This is a genomic window from Bradyrhizobium sp. T-1 (assembly GCF_053592855.1).
On sequence record NZ_CM132115.1, the window covers coordinates 7,446,869 to 7,472,385 of the forward strand.

General features: G+C 64.0%; 24 protein-coding genes. 8 read left to right on the top strand and 16 right to left on the bottom strand.

The genetic code is table 11. The features are described 5' to 3' along the window. Positions 1-8: 8 nt before the first annotated feature. The 3 genes from ACWAT4_RS35635 to ACWAT4_RS35645 all read left to right on the top strand — a co-directional run bounded on the left by ACWAT4_RS35635 (position 9) and on the right by ACWAT4_RS35645 (position 3,385). On the top strand, positions 9-1,160 hold the full coding sequence (locus ACWAT4_RS35635) for an HlyD family secretion protein (protein ID WP_449729270.1): 1,152 nt from the start codon (positions 9-11) through the stop codon (positions 1,158-1,160). 114 nt (positions 1,161-1,274) lie between these two features. Then, a complete protein-coding gene (locus tag ACWAT4_RS35640; protein WP_449729271.1) occupies positions 1,275-2,894 on the top strand; it encodes an MDR family MFS transporter in 1,620 nt (539 codons plus the stop codon). 29 nt (positions 2,895-2,923) lie between these two features. After that, a complete protein-coding gene (locus ACWAT4_RS35645) occupies positions 2,924-3,385 on the top strand; it encodes a carboxymuconolactone decarboxylase family protein (RefSeq protein ID WP_007615070.1) in 462 nt (153 codons plus the stop codon). A 208-nt stretch (positions 3,386-3,593) separates the two neighbouring features. Here the strand turns inward: ACWAT4_RS35645 and ACWAT4_RS35650 are convergent, their stop codons facing one another. From ACWAT4_RS35650 to ACWAT4_RS35675, 6 genes are all read right to left on the bottom strand, one after another. After that, positions 3,594-4,454: a D-amino-acid transaminase gene (locus ACWAT4_RS35650; protein WP_449729272.1), complete on the bottom strand. Its 861-nt coding sequence runs from the start codon at positions 4,452-4,454 to the stop codon at positions 3,594-3,596. Positions 4,455-4,635: 181 nt separating this feature from the next. Beyond that, a complete protein-coding gene (locus tag ACWAT4_RS35655; RefSeq protein WP_212297191.1) occupies positions 4,636-5,367 on the bottom strand; it encodes an amino acid ABC transporter ATP-binding protein in 732 nt (243 codons plus the stop codon). A 12-nt stretch (positions 5,368-5,379) separates the two neighbouring features. Next, positions 5,380-6,072, bottom strand: coding sequence for an amino acid ABC transporter permease (locus tag ACWAT4_RS35660; RefSeq protein ID WP_212297192.1), 693 nt, complete (start codon positions 6,070-6,072; stop codon positions 5,380-5,382). A gap of 4 nt (positions 6,073-6,076) precedes the next feature. Further along, positions 6,077-6,808 carry an amino acid ABC transporter permease gene (locus ACWAT4_RS35665; protein ID WP_212297193.1) on the bottom strand — a complete coding sequence of 244 codons (732 nt, stop codon included), beginning with the start codon at positions 6,806-6,808 and terminating at the stop codon, positions 6,077-6,079. Between the two features lie 116 nt (positions 6,809-6,924). Then, positions 6,925-7,836 carry an amino acid ABC transporter substrate-binding protein gene (locus ACWAT4_RS35670; protein ID WP_212297194.1) on the bottom strand — a complete coding sequence of 304 codons (912 nt, stop codon included), beginning with the start codon at positions 7,834-7,836 and terminating at the stop codon, positions 6,925-6,927. Positions 7,837-7,935: 99 nt separating this feature from the next. After that, positions 7,936-9,321 (bottom strand): M20 family metallopeptidase, encoded by a 1,386-nt coding sequence (locus ACWAT4_RS35675; RefSeq protein ID WP_212297195.1) that lies wholly within the window; start codon positions 9,319-9,321, stop codon positions 7,936-7,938. Positions 9,322-9,632: 311 nt separating this feature from the next. Here ACWAT4_RS35675 and ACWAT4_RS35680 point away from each other — a divergent pair, with 311 nt between their 5' ends. Next, positions 9,633-11,012: an LLM class flavin-dependent oxidoreductase gene (locus tag ACWAT4_RS35680; protein ID WP_449729273.1), complete on the top strand. Its 1,380-nt coding sequence runs from the start codon at positions 9,633-9,635 to the stop codon at positions 11,010-11,012. Positions 11,013-11,155: 143 nt separating this feature from the next. Here ACWAT4_RS35680 and ACWAT4_RS35685 read toward each other — a convergent pair whose 3' ends face one another. Next, positions 11,156-12,817 carry a thiamine pyrophosphate-binding protein gene (locus ACWAT4_RS35685; protein WP_449729274.1) on the bottom strand — a complete coding sequence of 554 codons (1,662 nt, stop codon included), beginning with the start codon at positions 12,815-12,817 and terminating at the stop codon, positions 11,156-11,158. Positions 12,818-12,856: 39 nt separating this feature from the next. On the opposite strand from ACWAT4_RS35685, the gene ACWAT4_RS35690 reads away from it, so the two are divergent. Continuing rightward, positions 12,857-13,408, top strand: coding sequence for a TfoX/Sxy family protein (locus ACWAT4_RS35690; RefSeq protein WP_249209548.1), 552 nt, complete (start codon positions 12,857-12,859; stop codon positions 13,406-13,408). On the opposite strand, the gene ACWAT4_RS35695 is transcribed toward ACWAT4_RS35690, so the two are convergent. The 3 genes from ACWAT4_RS35695 to ACWAT4_RS35705 all read right to left on the bottom strand — a co-directional run bounded on the left by ACWAT4_RS35695 (position 13,362) and on the right by ACWAT4_RS35705 (position 16,759). Then, a complete protein-coding gene (locus tag ACWAT4_RS35695; protein WP_449729275.1) occupies positions 13,362-13,868 on the bottom strand; it encodes a GFA family protein in 507 nt (168 codons plus the stop codon). The two genes, ACWAT4_RS35690 and ACWAT4_RS35695, sit on opposite strands and share 47 nt — an antisense overlap. Before the next feature lie 148 nt (positions 13,869-14,016). Beyond that, the gene (locus ACWAT4_RS35700) at positions 14,017-15,144 is read right to left on the bottom strand and encodes an alkene reductase (protein ID WP_212297199.1); all 1,128 of its coding nucleotides are present in this window, start codon (positions 15,142-15,144) and stop codon (positions 14,017-14,019) included. 118 nt (positions 15,145-15,262) lie between these two features. After that, positions 15,263-16,759, bottom strand: coding sequence for an aldehyde dehydrogenase family protein (locus tag ACWAT4_RS35705; protein WP_212297200.1), 1,497 nt, complete (start codon positions 16,757-16,759; stop codon positions 15,263-15,265). 187 nt (positions 16,760-16,946) lie between these two features. Here ACWAT4_RS35705 and ACWAT4_RS35710 point away from each other — a divergent pair, with 187 nt between their 5' ends. Then, positions 16,947-17,792: an SDR family NAD(P)-dependent oxidoreductase gene (locus tag ACWAT4_RS35710; RefSeq protein ID WP_449729276.1), complete on the top strand. Its 846-nt coding sequence runs from the start codon at positions 16,947-16,949 to the stop codon at positions 17,790-17,792. 247 nt (positions 17,793-18,039) lie between these two features. On the opposite strand, the gene ACWAT4_RS35715 is transcribed toward ACWAT4_RS35710, so the two are convergent. From ACWAT4_RS35715 to ACWAT4_RS35735, 5 genes are all read right to left on the bottom strand, one after another. Then, entirely contained in the window at positions 18,040-18,246 is a 207-nt protein-coding gene (locus ACWAT4_RS35715; RefSeq protein WP_018648496.1) for a hypothetical protein, read from the bottom strand. Positions 18,247-18,362: 116 nt separating this feature from the next. Further along, entirely contained in the window at positions 18,363-19,580 is a 1,218-nt protein-coding gene (locus tag ACWAT4_RS35720; protein WP_449729277.1) for a hypothetical protein, read from the bottom strand. Continuing rightward, positions 19,577-20,602 (bottom strand): hypothetical protein, encoded by a 1,026-nt coding sequence (locus ACWAT4_RS35725; RefSeq protein WP_449729278.1) that lies wholly within the window; start codon positions 20,600-20,602, stop codon positions 19,577-19,579. The genes ACWAT4_RS35720 and ACWAT4_RS35725 overlap by 4 nt, the downstream gene beginning before the upstream one ends. Positions 20,603-20,800: 198 nt before the next feature. Then, on the bottom strand, positions 20,801-21,076 hold the full coding sequence (locus ACWAT4_RS35730) for a YiaA/YiaB family inner membrane protein (RefSeq protein ID WP_195800661.1): 276 nt from the start codon (positions 21,074-21,076) through the stop codon (positions 20,801-20,803). 54 nt (positions 21,077-21,130) lie between these two features. After that, complete coding sequence (locus ACWAT4_RS35735; RefSeq protein WP_212297204.1) at positions 21,131-21,826, bottom strand: PspA/IM30 family protein; 696 nt, start codon at positions 21,824-21,826, stop codon at positions 21,131-21,133. Between the two features lie 101 nt (positions 21,827-21,927). Between ACWAT4_RS35735 and ACWAT4_RS35740 the strand changes: the two genes are divergently transcribed. Then, the gene (locus ACWAT4_RS35740; RefSeq protein ID WP_449729279.1) at positions 21,928-22,572 is read left to right on the top strand and encodes a TetR/AcrR family transcriptional regulator; all 645 of its coding nucleotides are present in this window, start codon (positions 21,928-21,930) and stop codon (positions 22,570-22,572) included. 78 nt (positions 22,573-22,650) lie between these two features. After that, complete coding sequence (gene hydA / locus ACWAT4_RS35745; protein ID WP_449729280.1) at positions 22,651-24,105, top strand: dihydropyrimidinase; 1,455 nt, start codon at positions 22,651-22,653, stop codon at positions 24,103-24,105. 44 nt (positions 24,106-24,149) lie between these two features. Here hydA and ACWAT4_RS35750 read toward each other — a convergent pair whose 3' ends face one another. Beyond that, entirely contained in the window at positions 24,150-25,502 is a 1,353-nt protein-coding gene (locus ACWAT4_RS35750; protein WP_449729281.1) for a glycoside hydrolase family 3 N-terminal domain-containing protein, read from the bottom strand. Positions 25,503-25,517: the final 15 nt, after the last annotated feature.

A 25,517-nucleotide genomic window follows, 5' to 3' on the forward strand; every position in this document is an offset into this window, starting at 1 on the left:
AGGGCGCCATGTCGAACGCGACTTATACCGCTGAAACCACTAATAAAATCAGGCTGAAGCCGTCCCGTCGGGCGATCAAGCGAGCGGCCCTCGGGCTGGCGCTGGCTCTCGGCGTCGCGGTCGCGGGCGACTTTGGCTACGATTACCTGACGACCGGCCGTTATCTGGAATCGACCGATGACGCCTATGTTAAGGCCGACTCCACCATCATCGCCCCAAAAGTGTCGGGCTACATCGCAAAGGTGCTGGTCGGTGACAACGAGAAGGTGAGAGCCGGCCAAGTGCTGGCCAGGATCGACGACCGCGATTTCAAGGCCGCGCTCGGCCAGGCCCGCGCCGACGTCGCCGCAGCCGAAGCCTCGGTTCGCAATCTCGATGCCCAGCTCGAACTGCAACAGCCGATCATCGAGCAGAGCACCGCCGACGTCACGGCGGCCGACGCCAATCTGAAATTCGCGCAGGAAGAGCGCGCCCGCTACGACGATCTCATGAAGTCAGGCTCCGGCACGATCCAGCGGGCGCAGCAGACCGACGCGACGCTCCGCGCCAGCAACGCGCAATTGCAGCATGCCAAGTCGGGCCTCGTGGCGGCGCAGCGCAAGGTCGACGTGCTGACGACGCAGCGGGCGCAGGCGACGGCGCAGCTCGATCGCGCTCGCGCCGTCGCGGACCAGGCTGAGCTGAACCTGTCCTATACCGAGATCACCGCGCCTGTCGACGGCACGGTCGGCGCCCGCAGCTTGCGCGTTGGCCAGTTCGTGCAGGCCGGCACGCAATTGATGGCTGTGGTGCCGCTCGATGCGGTCTATGTGGTCGCGAACTTCAAGGAGACCCAGCTCACGCATGTGCGCGCGGGTCAGCCGGTCGAGCTGCATGTCGACAGTTTTCGCAATCGCACGCTGCATGGTCATGTCGACAGCCTTTCGCCGGCGAGCGGACTTGAATTCGCGCTGCTGCCGCCGGACAATGCCACCGGCAACTTCACCAAGATCGTGCAGCGCGTGCCGGTGAAGATCGTGCTCGATGATCACAGCCTCACTGGGCTGCTGCGGCCCGGCATGTCGGCAGTTCCGACCGTCGACACCAAGGCAACTGTGCTGGCCGAACGTGAGAGCACCAAGCGCGTCGCCGACAACGCGCCGCGCGCGAATGGCGGCTGACCCGGAAAGCCGGCAGAATTATCAAGTCCTGCCGGACGATCCTTCCCAGACTTCCGCGATTATCGAAACGATCCGCCTAACGCATCCTGTCTCCGTCAACGAGACGAGGCTTCCATGAGCACGCTCCAAACGACCCTCAACGCCGCGTCCACCGCCGATCTCCCCGCCCCGGCCGCTGCGCCGGCGACCTCGGCGGTCTCCGCCAAGACCTGGATCGCCGTGATCGGCGCCACGCTCGGTGCGTTCATGGCGGTGCTGAACATCCAGATCGTCAACGCTTCGCTGGCCGACATCCAGGGCGCGATCGGCGCCGGCATCGACGACGGCGGCTGGATCTCGACCTCCTATCTGATCGCCGAGATCGTCGTGATCCCGCTCTCCGGCTGGCTCGCGCAGGTGTTCTCGATCCGGATCTATCTGCTGACCAACGCGATCCTGTTCCTGTTGCTGTCGGCGGCCTGCGCGCTGGCGCAGGACCTGCCGCAGATGATCGTGCTGCGTGCGGTGCAAGGCTTCACCGGCGGCGTGCTGATCCCGATGGCCTTCACGCTGATCATCACGCTGCTACCGCGTGCCAAGCAGCCCGTCGGCCTTGCGCTGTTCGCGCTGTCGGCGACGTTCGCGCCGGCAATCGGCCCGACCATCGGCGGCTATCTCACCGAGAATCTCGGCTGGCAGTACATCTTCTACGTCAACCTCGTACCGGGCGCGGTCATGGTCGGCATGCTCTGGTATGCGCTCGACGCCAGGCCGATGAAGCTGTCGCTGCTGCGCGACGGCGACTGGGCCGGCATCATCACCATGGCGATCGGCCTCTCCGCACTGCAGACCGTGCTGGAGGAAGGCAACAAGGACGACTGGTTCGGCTCGCCCTTCATCGTCAAGCTCAGCGTGATCGCAGCGGTGGCGCTGACCGCGTTCCTGATCATCGAGCTCACCGTGAAGAAGCCGCTCTTGAATCTGCGCCTGCTGGTCCGCCGCAATTTCGGCTTCGGCATGCTCGCGAACTTCCTGCTCGGCATCGCGTTGTACGGTTCGGTATTCATCCTGCCGCAATATCTGTCGCGCATCCAGGGTTACAACGCCGAGCAGATCGGCACCGTGCTGGCCTGGACCGGCCTGCCGCAGCTGATGCTGATCCCGCTGGTGCCGCGCCTGATGCAGAGATTCGACGCGCGGATCATCATCGGTATCGGCTTCGTGCTGTTCGCCGGCTCGAACTTCATGAACATCTTCATGACCAACGACTACGCCGCCGACCAGCTGTTGTGGCCCAATGTCGTTCGCGCCATCGGCCAGGCGCTGGTGATGGCGCCGCTATCGGCGGTCGCGACATCAGGCATCGAGCCGGAGAATGCGGGCTCGGCCTCCGGCCTGTTCAACATGATGCGCAATCTCGGCGGCGCCGTCGGCATCGCGTTGCTCCAGACCGTGCTGACCAAGCGCGAGCAGTATCACTCCAACGTGCTGATGCAGTCGGTCTCGGTGTTCGAGCAGGCTACCCGCACGCGACTGGAACAACTCACGCAGTATTTCATCAATCACGGCGTGCTCGACCGTGCGGACGCCGCGCATCGTGCCTATGTCGCGATCGGTCATACCGTGCAGAAGCAGGCTTACATCCTCGCCTTCAGCGACACCTTCTATCTGCTCGGCATGGCGCTGATCGTAGCCCTGATTGCCGTATTCTTCCTGAAGAAGCCCGGCCAAACGTCGGCCGGCGGAGCCCATTGAGATCAACCCCGCAAGCAAGGAGAACGACCATGAAGCCCCGCATGAATTTCTACCAGGCCGCCCCCGACACGATGAAGGCGCTGATGGCGCTGGAGGAGCAGATCCAGTCGACGGGATTGGAGAAATCGCTGATCGAGCTCGTCAAGATCCGGGCCTCGCAGATCAACGGCTGCGCCTTCTGCATCAACATGCACACCGAAGACGCGCGCAAGCGTGGCGAGACCGAGCAGCGCATCTACCTCCTCAATGCCTGGCGCGAGTCGCCGCTCTACACCGACCGCGAGCGCGCCGCGCTGGCCTGGACGGAATCGGTGACGCTGATTTCCGAGACCCACGCGCCCGACGATGTCTACGAGCAGGTCCGTGCGCAGTTCTCCGATGCAGAGACGGTGAACCTGACCATGCTGATCGGCGCCATCAACGCCTGGAACAGGATCGCGATCGCGTTCCGCGCGGTGCATCCGGTGAAGGTCAAGGCGTCGGTGGCGTGAGGAGCGCGGCAGCGGCGTGATGCGCACAACATCGCCTCCACATTCGCAGCTGTCATGCCCCGGCTTGACCGGGGCATACGCCGCGGCCTCTCGGTTCAATAACAAACGTCTCTGGGATACTGGATCGCACGACTTGAGCCGGGCGATGACAGCGAGGGAGGACGTGGGCGCGCTTCGCTTTGCCCCCTAGGATAGCGGAGTGTGCCGCCTAAACCGCCGTCGCCTTGGCGAACTCCACGTAGATCTCGCGCAGCCGCGCAGCCATCGGACCGGGCTTGCCGTCACCGATCTTCTTGCCGTCGATGGCGATCACCGGCTGCACGAACAGCGAGGCCGAGGTGGCGAAGGCTTCCTTCGCCGCGAGCGCCTCTTCCACGGTGAAGGAACGCTCCTCGACGCGGAGCTGGCGCTCTTCGGCGAGTGCGACCACGGCCTTGCGGGTACAACCCGGCAGGATCGCGTTGGAGTTCTGGCGGGTGACGATCACATCGTCCTTGGTGAGGATGAAGGCCGTCGACGAGCCGCCTTCGGTGACGTAGCCGTCCTGCAGCATCCAGGCCTCGCCGGCACCGGCTTCCGCCGCAGCCTGCTTCGCCAGCACCTGCGCCAGCAGCGCCACGCTCTTGATGTCACGCCGTTCCCAGCGGATGTCGGGCACCGTGATGACGTTGATGCCGGTCTTGGCCGAGGCCGCGTTGATGATGTCCTTTTCGGAGGTGAACATCACTAGGCTCGGCCTGACGTCGTCCTTGGGAAAAGCGAAGTCGCGGCCCTTGTCGGCGCCGCGGGTGACCTGGAGATAGACGAGGCCGTTCGCGAGCTTGTTGCGGGCGATGAGCTCCTTCTGGATCTCGGTGATGCGCCCGACCGTCTCCGGCAACTTCAACTTGATCTCGCCGACCGAGCGCTCCAGCCGCGCCAGATGCGAGGCATTGTCGATGAGCTTGCCGTCGAGCACGGCCGAGACTTCGTAGATGCCGTCGGCAAACAGGAAGCCGCGGTCCAGCACCGAGATTTTCGCGTCCGAGAGCGGGACGAACGAGCCGTTGACGTAGGCGATCGAATCCAAGGCTGGTCTCCTGGCGGGAATGGGATTTATCCGTCCCTATACGGGATTTGCCCCGTCCGATAAACCCTCGATCCGTCATTCCGGGGCGGCGCGTAGCGACGAGCCCGGAATCCATAACCCCGGCTGGTGGTTATGGATTCCGGGCCTGGCCCTTCGGGCCATCCCGGAATGACGGCGGAGACTAATGCGACAAAATCTTCGACAAGAACTTCTGCGCGCGGTCGCTGCGGGGCTTGCCGAAGAAATCGTCCTTCGGGGCGTCCTCGACGATCTCGCCGCGATCCATGAAGATCACGCGGTTGGCGACCTTGCGGGCAAAGCCCATTTCGTGCGTGACGACCATCATGGTCATGCCTTCGCGGGCGAGATCGACCATGACGTCGAGCACCTCGCTCACCATCTCGGGATCGAGCGCCGAGGTCGGCTCGTCGAACAGCATCACGATCGGGTCCATCGCAAGCGCACGGGCGATGGCGACGCGCTGCTGCTGGCCGCCGGAAAGCTGCGCCGGAAATTTCTGCGCATGCTCCTTCAGGCCGACGCGCTCCAGAAGCTGCATGCCCTTCGTCAACGCCTTGTCGTGGGAACGGCCGAGCACCTTCTCCTGCGCGAGGCAGAGATTGTCGATGATCTTCAGATGCGGGAACAGCTCGAAGTGCTGGAACACCATGCCGACGCGCGAGCGCAGCTTCGGCAGATTGGTCTTGGGGTCGTTGACCTTGGTGCCATCGACCGAGATGTCGCCGCTCTGGAACGGCTCGAGTGCGTTGACGCATTTGATCAGGGTCGACTTGCCCGAGCCGGAAGGCCCGCAGACCACCACCACCTCACCCTTGGTGACGCTGGTGGTGCAGTCGGTCAGCACCTGGAAGGTCGGGGTGTACCATTTGTTGACGTGGCTGATTTCGATCATGACCGACTTGCTCTAGCGGATGATGGCGATGCGCGCCTGGAGGCGGCGAACGCCGAAGGACGCGATACAGGAAATGGTGAAGTAGACGATGGCGGCAAACAGGTACATTTCGACCAGACGGCCGTCGCGCTGCGCGACCTTGCTGGCGGCACCGAGGAAGTCCGTAATCGACAGCACGTAGACCAGCGAGGTGTCCTGGAACAGCACGATGGTTTGCGTAATCAGCACCGGCAGCATGTTACGGAACGCCTGCGGCAGCACGACGTATCGCATGCTCTGCGCGTAGGTCAGGCCGAGCGCGCTGGCGGCGGCCGGCTGTCCTCGCGAGATCGACTGGATGCCGGCGCGCATGATCTCGGAGAAGTAGGCCGCCTCGAACATGATGAAGGTAATGAGCGAGGAGGCGAACGCACCGACGCTGATCGGCCGCGAGGCTCCGGTCAGCCACTGCCCGATATAGGGCACCAGGAAGTAGAACCAGAAGATCACCAGCACCAGCGGCAGCGAGCGCATGAAGTCGACATAGAGGCCGGCGATGCGCCCGAGGGTCTTGAGGCCGGAGAGCCGCATCAGCGCGAGCGCCGTGCCGAACACCAGACCGCCGAATGCAGCTAGCGCCGTCAGCATCACCGTGAAGCTCATGCCCTCGTAGAACAGATAGGGCAGCGCGCGGATGATGACGTCGAAATCGAAATTGCTGAACATGGCGCTATTTCCCCGTGATGTAGCCGGGGATCGCGACGTAGCGCTCGAGGAAGCGCATCGCGGTCACGACAACGGCGTTGACGAGGAGATAGAGCAGTGTTGCGGCGGTGAAGGCCTCGAACACCTGGAACGAGAATTCCTGCATCGAGCGCGCCTGGCCGGTCAGCTCCAGCAGGCCGATGGTGATCGCGACCGCGGTGTTCTTGATGGTGTTGAGGAACTCCGAGGTCAGCGGCGGCAGGATGATCCGGAACGCCATCGGCAGCAGCACGTAGCGATAGCCCTGCACCGTGGTCAGCCCCAGCGCAGTCGCGGCCATCTTCTGCCCGCGCGGCAGCGAGGAAATGCCGGCCTGCAATTGCACCGCGACGCGCGCCGACATGAAGAAGCCGATGCCGATCGCCGCCGTCCAGAACGGGGCATTCGGCAATTGCTTCAGCCACAGGCCGGCAGATTTCGGCAGCAACTCCGGCAGCACGAAGAACCACAGGAACAGCTGCACCAAGAGCGGCATGTTGCGGAAGAATTCGACGTAAGCGAAGCCGAACCAGTTCGCGCCTTTCGACGGCAGCGTGCGCATCACGCCGACGATCGAGCCGGAGATCAGCGCGATGACCCAGGCCAGCGCCGCGGTCTCGAGGGTCAGCACCAGTCCCGACAGCAGCATGTCGAGATAGGTGCCGGTCCCCATCGGGTTCGGCTGGAAAAAGATTCCCCAGTTCCAATTATAGTTCACGTGTCCCCCGCGCGAACGCGCCAATCAGAGATGTCCTGGCGCTTATGCAAATGTCCGGCCACTCTGGTGTCAAGAGTGGCCGGACATGATCCCGATCGAAAGATCGAGGTTATGTCTTACTTATAGTCGTCCGGGTTCGGCGAGTCCGAAGGTTTTGCGAACTCGTTCTTCAACTCGGTGGAGATCGGGGTGTTGAGGTTCAGGCCCTTCGGCGGGATCTTCGCGGTGAACCACTTGTCGTAGATCTTCTGGCCTTCGCCCGAGGTGTAGAGCGCAGCGGTCGCCGCATCGACCACCTTCTTGAACGGCGCATCGTCCTTGCGCAGCATGATGCCATAGGGCTCAGGCTTGGAGAACGCGTCCTTGGAGATGACGTAGTCGCCCGGCGACTTCGAGCCGGCGACGAGGCTGGCGAGCAGGATGTCGTCCATCACGAAGGCGACGGCGCGATCGGTCTCGACCATCAGGAAGGCTTCGGCGTGGTCCTTGGCCGGGATGATGTTGGCGCCGAGCTTCTTTTCGACGTTGGCTTCGGTGAGCTGCTTGATGTTGGTGGTGCCGGCGGTGGAGACCACCGTCTTGCCCTTGAGGTCGTCGATCGACTTCAGCCCGCTCGACTTCTTGAAGACATAGCGGCTGGCGGTCAGGAAGTGGGTGTTGGTGAAGGCGACCTGCTTCTGGCGCTCGGCATTGTTGGTGGTCGAGCCGCATTCGAGGTCGATGGTGCCGTTCGCCATCAGCGGGATACGAGTCGCCGAGGTGACCGGATTGAGCTTGACCTCGAGCTTGTCGAGCTTGAGCTCCTTCTTCACGGCGTCGACGACCTTGTAGCAGATGTCCATCGCAAACCCGACGGGCTTCTGGTTGTCGTCGAGATAGGAGAACGGGATCGAGGAGTCGCGGAAGCCCAGCGTGATGGCGCCGGTGTCCTTGATGTTCTTCAGCGTGCCGGTCAGCTCCTGGGCCCCGGCCTGGCTGACGGCGAAGGTCGCGGCGAGCGCGAGGCCGATGCTACGGAAATGTTTCACTTTTTTGTCCCCTTTCAGGATGATGCGGCCGGATGCAAGCACAAATCGGCCCGGATTAGAATGTGACTTTCGGCTGGATCGCAGCTCAGGTTAATGGGCTCAGGTCAGCGGCTTTGGTAATTCCCCGAGATCCCAGAACAGGCCCGCCATCACCGTCAAGGCCTCTTCGGTCAACGGCAGCAGGATGTGCTCATTGGGCGCATGCTGGGAGCAGCCGGGATAGGAGTGCGGGACCCAGATCGTCGGCAGGCCCAGAACTTCCGAAAACACGTCGTTCGGCAGCGATCCGCCGAAGTTCGGCAGCACCGCCGGCGCCTTGCCGGTGGTGTTTTGGACGGAATCAGCCGCCCATTTGATCCAGGGGCTGTCGAAATCGGTGCGCGAGGCGGCAAAGCTCTGGGCTGCCCGCACCGCAACCATCGGAAAGCCGCGTTCGACCAGATGCGCGCGGACGGCGTCAATCAGGCCATCGACCTTGGTCCCGACCACGAAACGCAGTTGCAGCACGGCATTGGCTTGGCCGGGAATGGCGTTCGCCGGCTTCCCGATATTGCCCGACGACATCGCCAGGACTTCCAACGTGTTCCAGGCATACAGCCGTTCGGCCGCGGACAGACCGTCCTCGCCCCAGTTCTCCGCAAGCGCGGGCTCGTCCTCGGTCGGCACCACCTGCACATCGGCGAGATAGCTGCGGATCTGGTTGGTGAGCCGCGGCGGCTTCAGCGCCTCGAGTTGGAGCCGGCCGTGACCATCGACCAGCGTCGAGATCGCGTTGACCAGGATGGTCGCGGGGTTGGCGAGCACGCCGCCCCAATTGCCGGAATGATGGCCGCCGTCGCGCAAATTGACGTCGAGATGGATGCGGATGCCGCCACGGCAACCCAGGAACAGCGTGGGCCGATCCGCCGACAGCCGCGGCCCGTCGGATGCCATGAACAGATCAGCCTTGAGCGCGTCGCGGTTGAGGTCGCAGACCTTGCCGAGATCAGGCGAGCCGATCTCCTCGCCCATCTCGACGATGAATTTCGCATTGAAGCCAAGCTTGCCGTCGCGGGCCTCGCGCACCGCGCGGAGCGCTGCCATGTTGATGCTGTGCTGGCCCTTGTTGTCGGCAGTGCCACGGCCATAGAGGCGAATGCCCGCCGCAGTCGTGCGCCAGGGGTCACGGCCCTCACGCCACTCGCCTTCCATGCCGTCCACGACGTCGCCATGACCGTAGATCAAGACGGTCGGAGACGAGGCGTTTTCGTGATGCTCGGCGAAGAGGAACGGCGCTTTGCCGCTCGGGGATTCGATGATGCGGCTGGTGAAATCGAGCGCGGCAAAGGACGGCATCATCTCCTGTTCCAGATAAGCGCGCAGCTCGGGGCCGCGCGACGGATTCTGGCTTTCGGTCTGATAAGCAACGCGGCGGTCGAGTTCAGCGAGGAACGCACCGGATTTGAAATCATCCCGGGCGCGGGCGATGGCGTCGGCTCTGGTCATGGCTCGGTTTTCAAAGCTTTGGAACGAAGGACCTTACCCGACCCGGGCAAGGCTTCGAAAGTGGCGGGGACTGGATAGTTCTTGGAATTCTGTTCGAGTTTCTCTTGGGATTCCGTTCTTGCTCTCTTGAGATTGGCTTGCCAAGGGTTGGAGCTCGCTGATTTTGGCCTTGCCAAGTTTGGGTCTTGCCAAGTTTTGGTCTTGCCAAGTTTGGGGCTTGCCAAGTGCAGACCATATGCAAGAACGTCGCCAAGTTGGGGGGCACATCTATCATTCGAAGAGCGCGCGGTACAGGGCGCCGGGGGACCAGCATGGCGAAGCAGATCAGGCTCAACGCATTTGCGATGAATTGCGTCGCACATCAATCACCGGGGCTGTGGACCCATCCGCGCGACCGCACCGCCGAATATAACCGCCTGCCTTATTGGATCGACCTTGCCAAGACGCTGGAACGCGGCCGTTTCGACGGACTGTTCCTGGCCGACGTGCTCGGCGTCTACGACGTTTATGGCAACAGCCCTGACGCAGCCTTGCGCAATGCAGCACAGACGCCGTCGAACGAACCGTTACTGCTGCTGTCGGCGATGGCTGCCGTAACGAAAAATCTCGGCTTCGGCGTCACCAGCAATCTCTCCTTCGAGCCGCCCTATCCGTTCGCACGCCGGATGTCGACGCTCGACCATCTCACCGAGGGGCGGATCGGCTGGAACGTCGTCACCGGCTATCTCGACAGCGCCGCGCGCGGAGCCGGCAAGGACAAGCAGACCGGGCACGACGATCGCTACGACATCGCCGACGAATATATGGAGGTGGTCTACAAGCTCTGGGAAGGCAGCTGGGAGGACGACGCGGTGCTGCGCGACCGCAAGCGCGGCATCTTCACCGATCCCTCAAAAGTTCATCGCATCAATCATGAGAGCGCGAACTACCGCATCAACAATACCATTCATCTGAGCGAGCCCTCGCCGCAACGCACGCCGGTGCTTTATCAAGCCGGCACATCACCGCGCGGCCGGCAGTTCGCCGCAAAACACGCCGAATGCGTGTTCATGTCGGGACCTTCAGCCAAGATCATTGCGCCGCGCGTCTCCGCGATCCGCCAGGAAGCCGCCGCACTCGGTCGCAACCCAGCCGAGATCCTCATGTTCAACATGATGACGATCATCCTCGGCAACACCGAAGCTGAAGCGGCGGCGAAATATGCCGACTACCGGTCGCATATCAATCCGGAAGGGGCGCTCGCTTTGATGTCGGGATGGACCGGTATCGACTTCTCCGGCTATGAGCTCGACCAGCAGGTCCGTCACGTCCAGAACGACGCCGGTCGCAGCGCACTGGACAACGTCACCCGCGGCGATCCCGATCGCGTCTGGACCGTGCGCGACGTCATCGAACATGTCGGCATCGGCGGCGCCGGCCCCGTCGTGGTCGGCACGCCCGAGAGCGTCGCCGACAAGATCGAGGACTGGTTCGAGAAGACCGATGTCGATGGCCTCAATGTCGCGTTTGCGATCTCGCCGGGCGATTTCGAGGACATCGCCGACATGCTGGTGCCGGAGCTGACCCGGCGTGGACGGTACAAGTCGGACTATGCGAAGGGCACGCTGCGCGAAAAACTGTTCGGCGACGGCCGCGCAAGACTCGATGCGCCGCATCCTGCGGCGGGGTACCGGGTGGGGAAGAAAAGGTAGGCCCCGGTGTCGTCCTGGCGAAAGCCAGAACCCATTACCCCAGGCGGTGGTTTGGCGAAAACTGGTCGTTCGGGATTTGCACCACCCCGCAATCGAAAGATCACGCGGTATGGGTCCTGGCTTTCGCCAGGACGACGATGTGGCTACACCTTCCCGTCCACCATCACCTCGATCAGCTTCGTCCCAGGCCGGTTGAACGCCGACGCCAGCGTCGCCTTCAGCTCGCGGGGGTCGCTGACCCTGACCGCTTCGCAGCCGAGTGCCTTCGCAACACCCGCGAAATCCACCGGCGGATCGGCAAAATCCATGCCGACGTAATTGTCGTCGCCATGGAAGGCGAGCAGGCGCTGCTTAATGATGCGGTAGCCGCCGTTGTTGGCGATGACGACGCTGAGCGGCAGCTTGTGATGCGCCGCCGTCCACAGCGATTGAATCGAATACATCGCGCTACCGTCGCCGGAGAAGCAGACGACGGGACGATCCGGGTTGGCGATGCTGGCGCCGACGGATGCCGGCAGGCCCCAGCCGATGCCGCCGGAGGCGAGGCCGTGATAGCCGTAGCGATCGCGATGCGGACGCAGCGCCGTGATCTGGCGGCTGGAGGTCAGACCTTCGTCGACGAGAATGGCATGGTCGGGCATGGCCTCGGCCATTTGCAGCACGAGATAGTCGGGATCGATCGGCGTGCGACCGGCGCTCTCGCCGATCTGCTCGATCAGAGCGGTGCGCCGCGCAGTCCAATTCTTCGGCGCAAGCTCGGCGAGACGCTGCTTCGCACGGCTCGCGAGCGTCGCACCACCCATCTCCTTCAGCACCGGGATCAGCGCGCGCAGCGTTTCCTTCAATTCTGCCTTGAGCGCGATCTCAGCGCCGTAGTTCTTGGCGATCTCCCAATCAACGAGGCCGATCTGCACGATGCCCAGCCCATCCGGCAGCGCATCGATTTCGCTGTAGACCGACATGCGCAGAGGATCGCCGCCGAGCGCTATCAGCAAATCGTAAGGCGCCAGCGTATCGCGCGCGACCTTCTGCACGCGGGCCAGCGAGCCGACGAAACTCGGGCTCTCCGAGAGGAAGTGCGAGCCATAGGGCGTCGAGGATTGGTAAGCGGCCGCTCCCAGCACCTCGGCGAGCTCGGCGGCCTCTTTGAGCGCATCACTCTTGACCACCTCGTCCATGGTGACGACCACAGGACGCTCGGCTTTCAGCAGGCGTGCGGCAAGTGCCTTCAACGCTTCGTCCGACGGCTTCGCGCGCGCATCGATGCGGGTGGAACGGCCAAGATCGATGCCGGCTTCGCTGTTGAGGATGTCGCCAGGCAGCGAGATGAACACCGGTCCGGTTGGCGGAGTCATCGCGACCTTGGCGGCACGGCGGACGATGCGCGGCAGGTCCTCCAGGCGCGTGACCTCGACCGCCCATTTCACCAGCGGCTCGGCCATGCGCACCAAGGGGCCATAGAGCACCGGCTCCATCAGACCGTGGCCCTGCTCCTGCTGGCCTGCGGTCAGAATCATCGGCGTGCCCGTGAACTGGGCGTTGTAGAGCGAGCCCATGGCATTCCCGAGCCCCGGTGCGACGTGGACGTTGCAGGCAACGAGCTTGCCGGAGGCGCGGCTGTAGCCGTCGGCGATCGCGACCACCAGGCTCTCCTGCATCGCCATCACATAGGTGAGGTCAGGATGGTCCTTCAGCGCATGCATGATCGGCAGCTCGGTGGTGCCGGGATTGCCGAACAGATGGGTGATGCCCTCGTCCTTGAGCAGCGCGAGAAAGGCGGAACGACCGGTGATCTTGTTCTTCATGTTTCCTCCAGGAGCGGACGTTGCCGCAAGGACGGAGACATGATGGCCGAAGTCGGAGCAGGCACGCAAGGAAGCGCAGTCATGGCAGGCTTGCGCCGGCGCACACAAGCTGGGAACATGTGCTTCAGCGTGAGCCTTGAGGGGGACACGATGGCGTATGACGAGAACACCGCCGCACGGGTGCGTAAATTACTGGCCGGCCAGCGATTTGTCGTGGAAAAGAAGATGATGGGCGGTCTCTGCTTCATGGTGAACAACACCATGTGCTGCACCGTCAGCGGTCGCGGCGGAATGCTGATCCGCGTCGGCCCAGCGGCACACGCGCGCATGCTGCAGGAGCCGCACACGAGCCCGATGGAAATGCGCGGGCGCATCATGACCGGCTTCGTGCGCGTCGCACCGGAAGGCTACCAGGGCGATGCTGCGCTGAAGACATGGGTCAAGCGCGGGCTCGACTTTGTCGGAACGATGCCGGCGAAGACCGCGGGACGCAAAGCGGCGCCGCGGAAGGCCGCGTCAGCTCCATCCAAGCGCGCCGCAAAGGCTAAAGCGCCTCCTCGCGGCCGAGGTCAAACGGGTCCTCGCCGCTAGCTCGCTTCTTCTTTTTCGAGCGCTGCCAGACCACGCCGGGAAAACCCTTCAGCGGCACCAGTGGCTCGCCAGTATAGGCCCACTCCTGCAACTCCTCGATCGCGATGTGATAGAGCGGCTGGCGGCCGGTACGCTCCCTGAATAGCGCACGAGGGATGTTGACCATGTACGGGCCACGCGGCCGCTCATAGGCGATCGGCGTGCCGCAATGCGAGCAGAAGCTGCGCGTGGTCTTGGTTGCCTTGTCCTCGTAGCGGGTCAGCGCGGTCTTGCCCGAGGTGATGCGAAAGCGCTTCCTCCAGCTGCCGACATAGGTGGCGTAGGCCGCGCCATGGGCGCGGCGGCTGGCGGCGGAATGATCGTGCCAGGCCCAGCGTGCCGGGACGTCGATCTCGAAGGTGACCTTGCCGCAGAGGCACTGGCCGGTGGCAGTTCCTGCGGCGACTGCGGCTTTGGCCATGAAAGTCCCTCCGTCGTCATTGCGGGGCGCGACGAAGTCGCGAGCTATGATACGCAATTGCGCATCTGAGAATCCATCAGGCGACAATCCAGGACGTGAAATGGATTCCGGGTCGATGCTGCGCATCGCCCCGGAATGAAGGGAGAGGTCAGGCCGGCGTCAGCTCGTCATAAACGGGATAATCCGTATATCCCTTCTCCTCGCCGCCATAGAACGTCGCGCGGTTATACGGCGTGATCGGATAATCACGCTCGAGCCGCCGCGGCAGGTCGGGGTTGGAGATGAAGATCCGGCCGAAAGCGATGATGTCGGCGTGGCCCTCGGCAATTGCGGCATTCGCCGTCTCGCCGGTGAAGCCGCCGGCGGTCATCAGCACGCCGCTATAATGCGGGCGGAACAGCACCATCGCCGACGGCACGTTCTCCCAGTGAACGTCGGCACGGCCCGCGCCGCTGGAGCGCGGCTCGATGAGATGCAGATAAGCGAGGCCGAGCTTGTCGAGCGCTTTCACCACGTGGGTGTAAAGCGGCATCGGATCGGGCTCAGCGGAATCGTTGGCAATGCCATGCGGCGATAACCGTAAGCCAACGCGGTTCGCGCCCCAGACATCGATCGCGGCCTGCGTGACCTCCAGCAGCAGGCGCGTACGGTTCTCGATCGAACCGCCATACTGATCGGTGCGCTGGTTGCTGCGCGACTGCAAGAACTGCTCGAGCAGGTAGCCGTTGGCGCCGTGGATCTCCACGCCATCGAAGCCGGCCGCGAGCGCGTTCTTCGCGCCCTGCCGGAACGCTTCGACGATACCCTTGACCTCGTCCGTCTCCAGCGCGCGCGGCGTCTCGTAGTCGGCGAGCTTTCCGTCCGCCGTCATCGCCTTCATGCCTTCGGCCCTGATCGGGATCGCTGACGCCGAGACCGGCATTGCGCCGCCATGATACGATGAGTGCGAGACCCGGCCGACATGCCAGAGCTGGAGGAAGATGATGCCGCCCTTGGCGTGCACGGCATCGACCACCTTGCGCCAGCCGGAGACTTGCGCGTCCGAATAGATGCCCGGCGTTGCCGGGTTGCCACGCCCCTGCGACAGCACCGGCGAGGCTTCGGCGATGATCAGGCCGCCTTTCGTCGCGCGCTGGCCGTAATACTCGGCGTTGAGCGGGCGCGGCGAAAAGCTGTCGCGCTCGGCGCGCATGCGCGTCAGCGGCGCCATCGCGACGCGATGCGCGAGCTTGTACGGACCGACCTGCAACGGCCTGAACAACGCCTCGAATTTCATGGGGACCCCGGATGTGTACGAAAGGATGCGCAGCATATAGCGAGGGCGGCCACCAGAAAAGGCGCCGCCCCACTAAAAGCTGATATTCCCTCGCGCGGAACGCGGGAGAGCACAGGCCTTAGGCCGTCTTGATCCAGACGGCCTTCACGTTGAGATATTCCTCGACGTGCTGCTTACCGGACTCGCGGCCATAGCCGCTCATCTTGTAGCCGCCGAAGGGCACGGCCGGATCCATCGCCTGATAGCAATTCACCCACACCGAGCCGGCACGCAAGCGCTTCGCAACCGCATGCGCCTTGGTGACGTCGCGCGTCCACAATCCGGAGCCGAGACCGAAGGTGGTGTTGTTGGCGCGCTTGACCAGCTCGTCCATCTCCTTGAACGCGATCGCGGAGATGACAGGACCAAAGATCTCCTCCTGCGCGATGCGCATGTTGTCCTGAACGCCCGCGAACACGGTCGGCGAGACGAAGAACCCCTTCGACAGCGCGCCTTCAGTAACGCGGCCGCCGCCGGCGAGCGCTTTCGCACCTTCCTTCTGGCCGATGTCGAGATATCCCGTGACACGCTCGAGCTGCTGCTCGGAGACCAGCGGCCCGATCTGAACGTTGGGATCGAGGCCGTTGCCGACCTGCAGCTTCTTGCCGAACTCGGCGACGCGGCCGACGAATTCCTCGTAGATCGCCTGCTCGACGAACAGGCGCGTACCGGCGCTGCAGATCTGCCCCGAATTGGCAAACACCGCCATCGCGGCACCGGGAACGGCAGCATCGAGATCGGCATCGGCGAACACGATGTCCGGCGACTTGCCGCCGAGCTCGAGCGAGACGCGCTTGAGGTTTCCGGCCGACGCCCGGATGATCGACTGACCCGTGACGTGCGAGCCGGTGAAAGCGACCTTGTCGACATCACGGTGCGAGGCGAGCGCGGCGCCCGCGGTTTCGCCATAGCCGGGCACGACGTTGACGACGCCGGGCGGAATGCCGGCTTCCATGGCGAGCTCGGCAATGCGCAGCGAGGTCAGCGGCGCTTCTTCCGCCGGCTTGAGCACCACGGTGCAGCCGGTCGCGATGGCGGGACCGATCTTCCAGATCGTCGCGGTGAGTGGGCCGTTCCAGGGAATGATGGCACCGACGACACCGATCGGTTCCTTCAGCGTGTAGGAGAAGATTTCGCCGGGCAGCGAGTTCTCGATGGTCTCGCCGTGCATCGCGGTGGTCTGGCCGGCGTAATAGCGCAGCATGCCGACGGCGCGCAGGCGATAGGCGCGGGTGCGGCTCAGCGGCGCACCCATATCGAGCGTGTCGAGCTGCGACAATTCGTCGAAATTCTTCTCGACGAGGTCGGCGAGCTTGAGCAGCAGGTTCTGCCGCTCGAACGGCTTCACCTTGCTCCAGGGCCCCTCGAAGGCACGGCGGGCGGCGGCGACTGCGCGGTCGATGTCTTCCTTGTCGCCTTCGGCGACGGTTGCGAGCAGTTCGCCGGTGGCGGGGTTGTGGGTCTCGAAGCGCTTGCCTGAAGCCGCGTCGACCCACTTCCCGTCGATCAGCATTTGCTTGTAGGAGCCGTTGGCGAACGGATGGCGCGTGATCGGAATAGCCTGCGACACAGCCATGGCTGCACTCCCTAGGTTAGGTCATTGATTAGGTTCGATCTGGGCGGGATCGTTAGGTCGAACAGAATACAGCGCTGCCGGATGAGCGTAAAGGCGGCGCGGGACGAAGATCTCCCATGCCGACTTGTGCAGGCTCGCGAGAGTGCCATGTTATAGCTCGACCAAAAGCCAATCCCGGAGAACAGCGATGCCGCATCCTGCAATCGTCAAAGACAATGTTGCCGTGATCACCGGTGGCGCATCGGGCATCGGATTTGCTGCCGCCGAAGCCTTCGCACGCGCCGGGATGAAGGTATGCATCGCCGATGTCGACGAGGCGCGACTGACTGAAGCCGCAACAAAGCTGTTATCTGTCGCGCCCGCCACACATGTCATGACCTTCGCCGTCGACGTCGGCAAGGCAGAGAGCGTCAGGGAACTGGAACGCGCGGTAGGCGCGCATTTCGGCGGCACAGACCTGCTCATGAACAACGCCGGCATACAGCCCGGCAGCACGCTGTTCGGCGAACCCGACAACTGGCAGCGCATCATCGCCGTCAACATGTGGGGCATCATCAACGGCTCGCGCATCTTCGCCCCCAACATGATCGCGCGCGGCAGGTGCGGCCTCATCATCAACACCGGCTCGAAGCAGGGCATCACCACCCCGCCCGGCGATCCCGCCTATAACGTCTCCAAGGCCGGCGTGAAGGCCTTTACGGAAGCGCTGCAGCACGAGCTACGCAACACCGGGGATTGCCACGTCACGGCACATCTGCTGATTCCCGGCTTCGTGTTCACGAGACTCACCGCGAAGGGCCGCACTGAAAAGCCGGCCGGCGCATGGACGCCAGAGCAGACGGTGGAGTTCATGCTGACGCGGCTCGAGGCCGGCGATTTCTACATTCTCTGCCCCGACAACGACGTGCCGCGCGCGCTCGACGAGAAGCGCATGCTCTGGGCCGCCGGCGACATCGTCGAGAACCGCCCACCGCTGTCGCGCTGGCACCCGGATTATGCGGATGCGTTTAGGAAATTTGTGGAGGGGGAGTAGGCAAGCACCGCTCTCTCACTCCCTCGCCCCGTTCTTACGGGGAGAGGGTGGGGTGAGGGGCTGCCTCCGCAATTGCGGTTTGAAATTATTCAAGGGATCTCGCAGAGCGCGGCGGTGGAGCTGGCGAGACTTTTATCGCGGCGCCCCAGTGCCATGCCCCTCACCCGGATCGCGTCGGACGATGCTTCACATCGCCGAGGGCGATCCGACCTCTCCCGCAGAAGGGCGGGGAGAGGTGAAGTCAGCCCTACAGCGTCTCTTGCTTGTGCCCGCAATTCTTGCAGGCGAACTTGACGCGGGTCTGGCCTTTTTCCGCCTGGACCCGGTTTGGCGCGCCGCATTTGCCGCAAACGGCCTCAATGCGGGTCGAGCCCTGCTTCACGACAATGGTCTTCTTTTCCATCGATTCGCGGATCAGGCGCTCAGCCTCTTCACGCAGGGATTGTTTCGACAAAGCTCGTCTCCGCCTTTGAAAGCGCGAGAGCCATATCGCACTTGCGTTCGAATCTCAATGTGTGATCCGTCATTCCGGGATGGTCCGAAGGACCAGACCTCGACCTCGACAATACATCAGGCCATCATCGCCCGAGGCGGGACATCATCCGTCATGATCAGGATGCGCTGCACCAGGGCGATCGCCGTCTCGGTGGCGGGATCGGCCGACGTCACGGGAACCGCGAGTGCCAGAAGATCGACCGGGTCGGATGAGAGCACGACGAGATGTGTCGCATTGCCCGCGGCCAGCAGCGACACCAGCCGCTCCACCGCCGGATCGATCGACGGATGCCCCCACGGCGCATCGGCGCGCCGCAGCACGCGATGGCTCATGAGACGGTGACGCAGCAGGAGCGGATCGTAAGCCGCAAGATCGTCCTCGCGATACCGCCTCGCGCTCTCGAACAGCGGGTGACGCAACAGCTCCGCGATGAGTTGGTCGCGTGTCGTCGCCGGCGAGATCGCGACCGAGCTCAGCACGCCCGGCGCGCGGGATTCGAGGTAAGACCTCAAGGTGTCGGTCATAAGGCCGATCGCCAGAACGCCCGACACGGCGATGGCGCAGAAGCGCGCAATTTGCGCCGCATCAACGTCAGGAGCCACGAAGGCCGCAGCGAGCCCGAGCAGCGCCGAGCTCACCAGCCGGAGCACCGTGAGCAGCACCGCGTGCCAGCGTGCTTCCCCGCTGCTGCCGGCAATCAACATGGCGGTGACCACGAGCAGTGCGCCAAGCGCGCCCAGCTTGACCGGCATGTCCGGCATCAACGCTCCGAAATCGGTGACGATGAAGGGCAACACGATGACGGCGCCGATAGTCACGCGATCGATGCCCCGGTTCTCCGAGGCCATCAGCGACTGGCGGTCGCGGGTCGCGAGCAGGAACGCGCAAGCCGCGAAGCCGCCGAGCTGAAACAGCGCGAGCGCGACGGCATAGGGCGTGTCGAAGCGTTCGAGCCCCAGGGCACCGCCGACGCCAAGCACGGCCGCGCCAATCATCACGGCAAGCTTGACGGCGCGGGGCGCGTGCCGCCGCAGCATCCCCTCGGTCACGATCAGCGCGCCGAAGGGAATGGCGGCGGCGGGGATCACCGAAAGGTCGTCGAGCAGGCTGCTTCCGGTCAACCACGCCACGCTTCGCACCAGGAACAGCAGCGCGACGATGCCGAGCGCGATCAGGAAGCGCCTGGTCAAGGGGCTCCGTGCATCGCGCCGGTGGAGCGCGAGCATCGCGACGATGAGCCCGATGACGCCGCAGACATTGACGATTGCATTGGCAATCACGACAGATGTCATCGGCCGCGCCCCCGCCGTGGCCGCAGCGTGCCAAACATCCTGTCATCGTCGAGCCAGTGCATGACCGGGAGCACCAGCCGTTGCAGTCCCAGGAACAGCGAGGCAACCAACAGGCCGGGCAGCGAGCCGTGCGGCACTTGCTCGAACAAATAGGCGCGTGCGGCCGCAAGATCGACGCGGCCGATCTGGAGGACATCGTCGCCGCGATCGTAGTTGAGCTCGCGGGCACAGAACTCGCCATATTGCGGATCGCGATGCTTCGGCGCCTCGTCAAAGGTCTTCTTCAGCGCATCGGAGCCGCCGGTATAGGCATCCGTGATGACGGAGCGGTCCTCGTCGAATCCCGCCTCATCGCCGACGCCAAACACGCTACGGTGCAGCCGCATGATACCGCGGGCGAGTTGAAGATGGGCAAAACTCTGACGCGCTTCCGCGCGCGGCGATGGATAGACGTCGGAAAAAGTCTCGCTGACCATGCCGACCACGCTGGGCACCTGGGTGACGTTGGAGATCCAGCGCGGGCGCAGGCCGTCGCGCAGGAACAGCACCAGCGTGGTCAGGCCGTAGAGCACCCAGGACAGCCCCTGCCCGCGCTCATCGGGATCGACCATCACGAGCCCGAGATGGGTGACGTCGGCGGGCGCGCCGTCGAGCTCGACCCGCATCACCGACAGCGCGTTGAACGCGATCGGGCGCCCGCTTTCCTCCTCCGAGATCAACGTGACGATGGCGCGGGACAGGCGCTCGCGTTCGCCGGAGAAGATGCCGTAGGTCAATTCATCGGCCGGCAGCGTCTTGGCTGCGACGGTGCGGAGCTGCGCAACCAGGCGGTCCAGTTCACCCTGCGACAACGACAGGCCGGGACTCTCGACGATGCGGGTCACGTGCCCGGGGTGGGTGCGCAAGGCAAGATCGATGGTCGGCTGAGCGAATGCCTTGAACCAGAACGCCGCATGGCCGCGCATCCGCCTGGCGGCCTCGCGCAAGTGGTGCCAGCTTCGTTCGGTTCCGAGATCTGCCATGCTCGCCCGCCTGTGATCGGGACGGTTCTTCGCGCAAAGCGTTTAAGGAGCGATGAGCACCATTTTTGGGACGCTTGCAGGGTAAAGATTATGTTGCCGCGATCGCTGCAAATGGCCTGAAGCGGCGGATGCTTCCGCATCCGCCGCCCCGAGCCGGGTGCAGCTCGTTACCCTGCGTTCTCGCCTCAAGCCGTCCTCTCAAGCCGCCTTGGAGACTTCCATCAGCAGCCGCTCGGCCTTGGCATCCTCGATGCGGTTCACCAGGCGACCGCTCTCGTGGTTGTCGCGCACGGTCTTGGTCAGGGTGACGCAGGTCTGGATCAGCATCACGATGCCCATGGTGAGATAACCCTTCATCCAGAGATCGATCGGCAGGAAGAAGATGCCGATGGCGACGAGGAAGGCGGAGGCTGCGAAGGACGCGTAAGTGAAGGTCACCCAGGCGCCGCTATGAGGTTGGCCGTTCTGGTTCATGATGGTCTCCTGTTGGCTCGAATAATGATGGGGTTTGAGAGATCGGGTTCGGGATCAGGCAGTCGGCATGCGCTTGGACTTCAACCGCGCCAGCACGTCGTCCGCGGTCGTCTTGAGCCGGGGGCCAAAGCCCTGCTCGGCGAGTCTTTCGGCGGTGGCGAGCGGACCGGTGGCCGCATCGAGCTCGACCAGTGCGTCATCGGCGGCCTGGGCTTCCATCTGCCGCTCGCGCAGCCGCCTCAAAGTGCTCTCCGCCTCCGGCAACGTGGATTCGTAAGGACGCGCTGCCTCGATGCCGCTGCGGCGAAGCGAACGCACCGCTTCCGAGGCGCGGGCGACACGGCGGCCGCGATCGAGCTCGGTGATGCGGGCCTGCGCGCTCGCGACATGGCGCTTCAGCCGGGCGATCTCGGTGGCGAACAGCGCGCGCGCCGTCAGCGCCGCATCGCGATCTGCCTCCAGGCCGGCGATGGCTTCGGCCGCGTCCTTGGCGAGATCCTCGCGGCCACCGTCGAGCGCTGCGACCGCGCGGGTCTCAAGATCGGCGATGCGGGCCACCGTCGCCTCGAGCTTGCGGCCCTCCTGCTGGTCCTGCGCGATCGCCAGGGCCAGCGTCCGCTTGCTGCGCTCGACGGCTGCGGCCGCATCGCGCATCTGCTGATCGAGGATCAGCAGGGCCGTCCGGTCCTCCAGCTCCTCGCCGGCGGCGGCCACGCTACCGCGGAAAAGTGTGATTACGGTCTTGAACATTGGCGGCTCCCTGTTATGAGCATTGCTCACAGATGCTTTGTAGCACATCTTGAGCGTCGCTCAAGAACAATTTGAGCGACGCTCACGATTTTGGTTAACAAATGACTAAAGCCTTGGAACGTCGAGAGAAACTTCGCAGCGACCTGATCCTGGCCGCCGAGCGGATGATCGCCAACCGCGGATTGACGGGCCTGAAGACCCGCGATCTCGCCCGCGAGATCGGTTGCGCGAATGGCGCTGTCTATAATCTCGTCGCCGACGTGGACGAGCTGATCCTGCGTGTCGGCTCGCGCACGCTGCTCCGGCTCGATGCAGCGCTGAGTGCGGCGGAAAGCAGCGGCCCCCACTCGCCGCAGGAGACCCTGGTCCGCATTGCGATTGCCTATTGCGATTTCGCCGCCGAAAATCTCGAGCTCTGGCGCGCGTTGTTCGAGCATCGCATGGAGGCCGACAAGATCGTTCCCGACTGGTCGATCGACGACCAGATGCAACTGTTCAGGCACATCTACGTGCCGCTTGCCGCACTGTTTCCAGAACGAGGTGCGGAGGAGCTCGGCATCACCGCGCGCAGCCTGTTCTCGGCGGTGCACGGCATGGTGGTGCTGGGCCTGGAGCAGAAACTTGTCGCCGTGCCGCTGCCGGCGCTGCGCAAGGAGATCGCGGGCCTCGTACGTGCGATGATCGACGGATTGATCGCGCGGGCGGCCCTAGCGGCCGAGAGCGCGCCACGAACGGCGGCTGACTAAAATTTCGCCTGTCGCATCGCGACTAGGGCGCTTAGCTTTCGCCGCGCACGATCCTCTCCCCTCTCCCTCGGAGCTCCCATGTCCCTCCTCATCCGCGGCGGCACCATCGTCAATCATGATCATTCGCGCCGTGCAGACGTGTTGATCGAGGGCGAAACCATCGTCGCGGTCGGCGCAGCGATCGCTGCGCCCACGGGAGCGGAGATTATCGACGCTGGCGGCGCCTATGTCATTCCAGGCGGCATCGATCCGCACACCCATCTCGAAATGCCGTTCATGGGCACCGTCACTGCCGACGATTTTGAATCCGGCACCAAGGCGGCGCTGAGCGGCGGCACCACCATGGTGGTGGATTTCTGCCTGCCCGATCCCGGCCAGTCGATGCTCGCGGCCTATCAGGAATGGCGGCACAGATCCGAGAAGGCGGCGACCGACTACGGCTTCCACATGGCGGTGACGTCGTGGTCGAAGCAGATCTATGACGAGATGGAGACCGTGGTCAAAACCTACGGCATCAACACCTTCAAGCACTTCATGGCCTACAAGGGCGCGCTGATGGTGAACGACGACGAGCTCTACAACTCCTTTGCGCGCTGCGCCCATCTCGGCGCGATGCCGGTGGTGCATGCCGAAAATGGCGACGTCGTCGCATTGATGCAGGAGGCGCTGATCGCGCGCGGCGTCACCGGGCCCGAAGGCCACGCTTATTCACGACCGCCGGAAGTCGAGGGCGAAGCCACCAATCGCGCCATCATGATCGCCGACATGACGGGTACGCCGGTCTACATCGTACACACCAGCTGCCGCGAGGCGCACGAGGCGATCGCTCGCGCACGCGCCGCGGGAAAACGCGTTTATGGCGAGCCGCTGATCCAGCATCTGCTGCTCGACGCCGGCGAATATCAGAACAAGGACTGGAATCATTCCGCGCAACGCGTGATGTCGCCGCCATTCCGCGACAAGACGCATCAGGACAGCCTGTGGGCGGGCCTGCAAGCCGGCTCGCTGCAAGTGGTCGCGACCGACCATTGCGCCTTCACCACCGAGCAGAAGCGGTTCGGGCTCGGTGACTTCAGAAAGATCCCGAACGGCACCGGCGGGCTGGAGGATCGCCTGGCGCTGCTATGGACCGCAGGCGTCGCCACGGGGAGGCTGACCAAGGAAGAGTTCGTCGCGGTGACTTCGGCAAACATCGCCCGCATCCTCAACATCTATCCGCGCAAGGGCGCGGTCGCCGTCGGCTCGGATGCCGATCTCGTGGTCTGGGATCCGAAGGCAACCAAGACCATCAGCGCGAAGCGGCAAATGAGCCGGATCGACTACAATGTGTTCGAGGGTTTTGCCTGCACCGGCGGGCCCGCGGCAACGCTCTCGCGCGGCCGTATCGTCTGGAAGGAAGGCGATCTGCGCGCCGAGGCGGGCGACGGACATTATGTCGAGCGGCCGGCCTTCTCACCGGTGCACGTCGCCAATTCCACCTGGAAGGAGCTGACCGCCCCGCGCGCCGTCAGCCGCGGAGCGATCACGCCTTAGCATCGCAACGCGTCTCAATCAGAAACGCTAGTTCGCACCGAGCGTCAGTTCGCAAAAGGCTGGTCGGCCAGGCTGATGGCGTGCGAGGCGGCCCGCGCCTGCTCCATTGACACAGGCTTGCCCCGCCGCATCGCGCTCGCACGCAGCATGGCTGCGTCGAGCTTGCCCTGCCGTGCTCCATCGAGCGCGCATCCAAAGATCCGGTAGAATTGCGCACCGTCATAAGCAACGAGCAGCAGATCGACGCCGGCATTGATGGCTTCCACCACGGCCTTGCAGACATCGTGCTGATAGATCGCGCCCATCACCAGATCGTCGGTCATCACCAGGCCCTGATAACCCCATTTGTCGCGGATGATACCACCGACGACGCGCTTCGAATGCGAAGCGGCGCGGTCGGGATCGACCGCGGTCAGCGTGATATGGCCGACCATGAGAGCGCTGTGCGAGTGCGACAGAATTTCGCGGAACGGCAGCCAGTCGGTGGTTTCCAGCTCCCTGACCGGCGTATTGAGGCTGGCGCTGAAATGATGCGTGTCGGTGCGCACGCGGCCGATGCCTGGAAAATGCTTGAGCGTCGCGCCAACGCCTGACTCCTCCAGCCCCTGCACGTAAGCCGAGGCGATGGTACTGACGACAGCGGGATCGGTGGCAATCGCGCGTTGGCCGATCAGCGTGTGGAAGTCGAGGCGGTTGCGTCGCTGCGGCGGTTTGAGATCGAGCACCGGCGCGAGATTGAGATTGACGCCCAGGCCGGCGAGCTCGCGGCCATGGATGCGGCCGAACTCCGCCGCCTTGGATTGCTGCTCATCCGGAGGAAGCCCGGCGAGCGTCGCCAGCGCCGGCACTTTTGTCAGCGGCGGCGCGAGGTGCCCGACGATTCCCCCCTCCTGATCCGCGGCGACGATGAGCGGCGGCAGGCCGGCGGCGCGTCGCTTGTCCTGAAGCGCCGCAATCTCGGCGCGCAACACATCGATCGTCCGGCCGCGGATATTGTGCCGAGTGACGTAGACGCCGCCGATCAATCCTTGTTCGGCCAGACGCGCGACCTCCGAGAACGACGAATAGCCCACTATGAAATGTGGGCCAAGCTGACGCGCCTCAGTCACGCTGGCGCTAAGCACATCGTGCTTGCGCAGCTCGAAGCTGAGATGCGCCACCGCCATCAACACCGGCGGGAGGCACCAGAGCATCACGAGCAGCTTGCCGGCGATGCTGCGCCAACGCCCGCGACGCAGCAGGACGGCGACGAGCAGGAGGCTTGCGGCGACAAGCGCGAGGTTTCCGGCGCCGCGCAACGGGACCAGATAGGGATCGTTCTTGTTTGCAGCGGCGAATGCAACGAGAGGTGCGGCAGGCCAGAGCAGGAGAAGGCCGATACGACGGAGGAATTGCATGATGCATCACGTGCG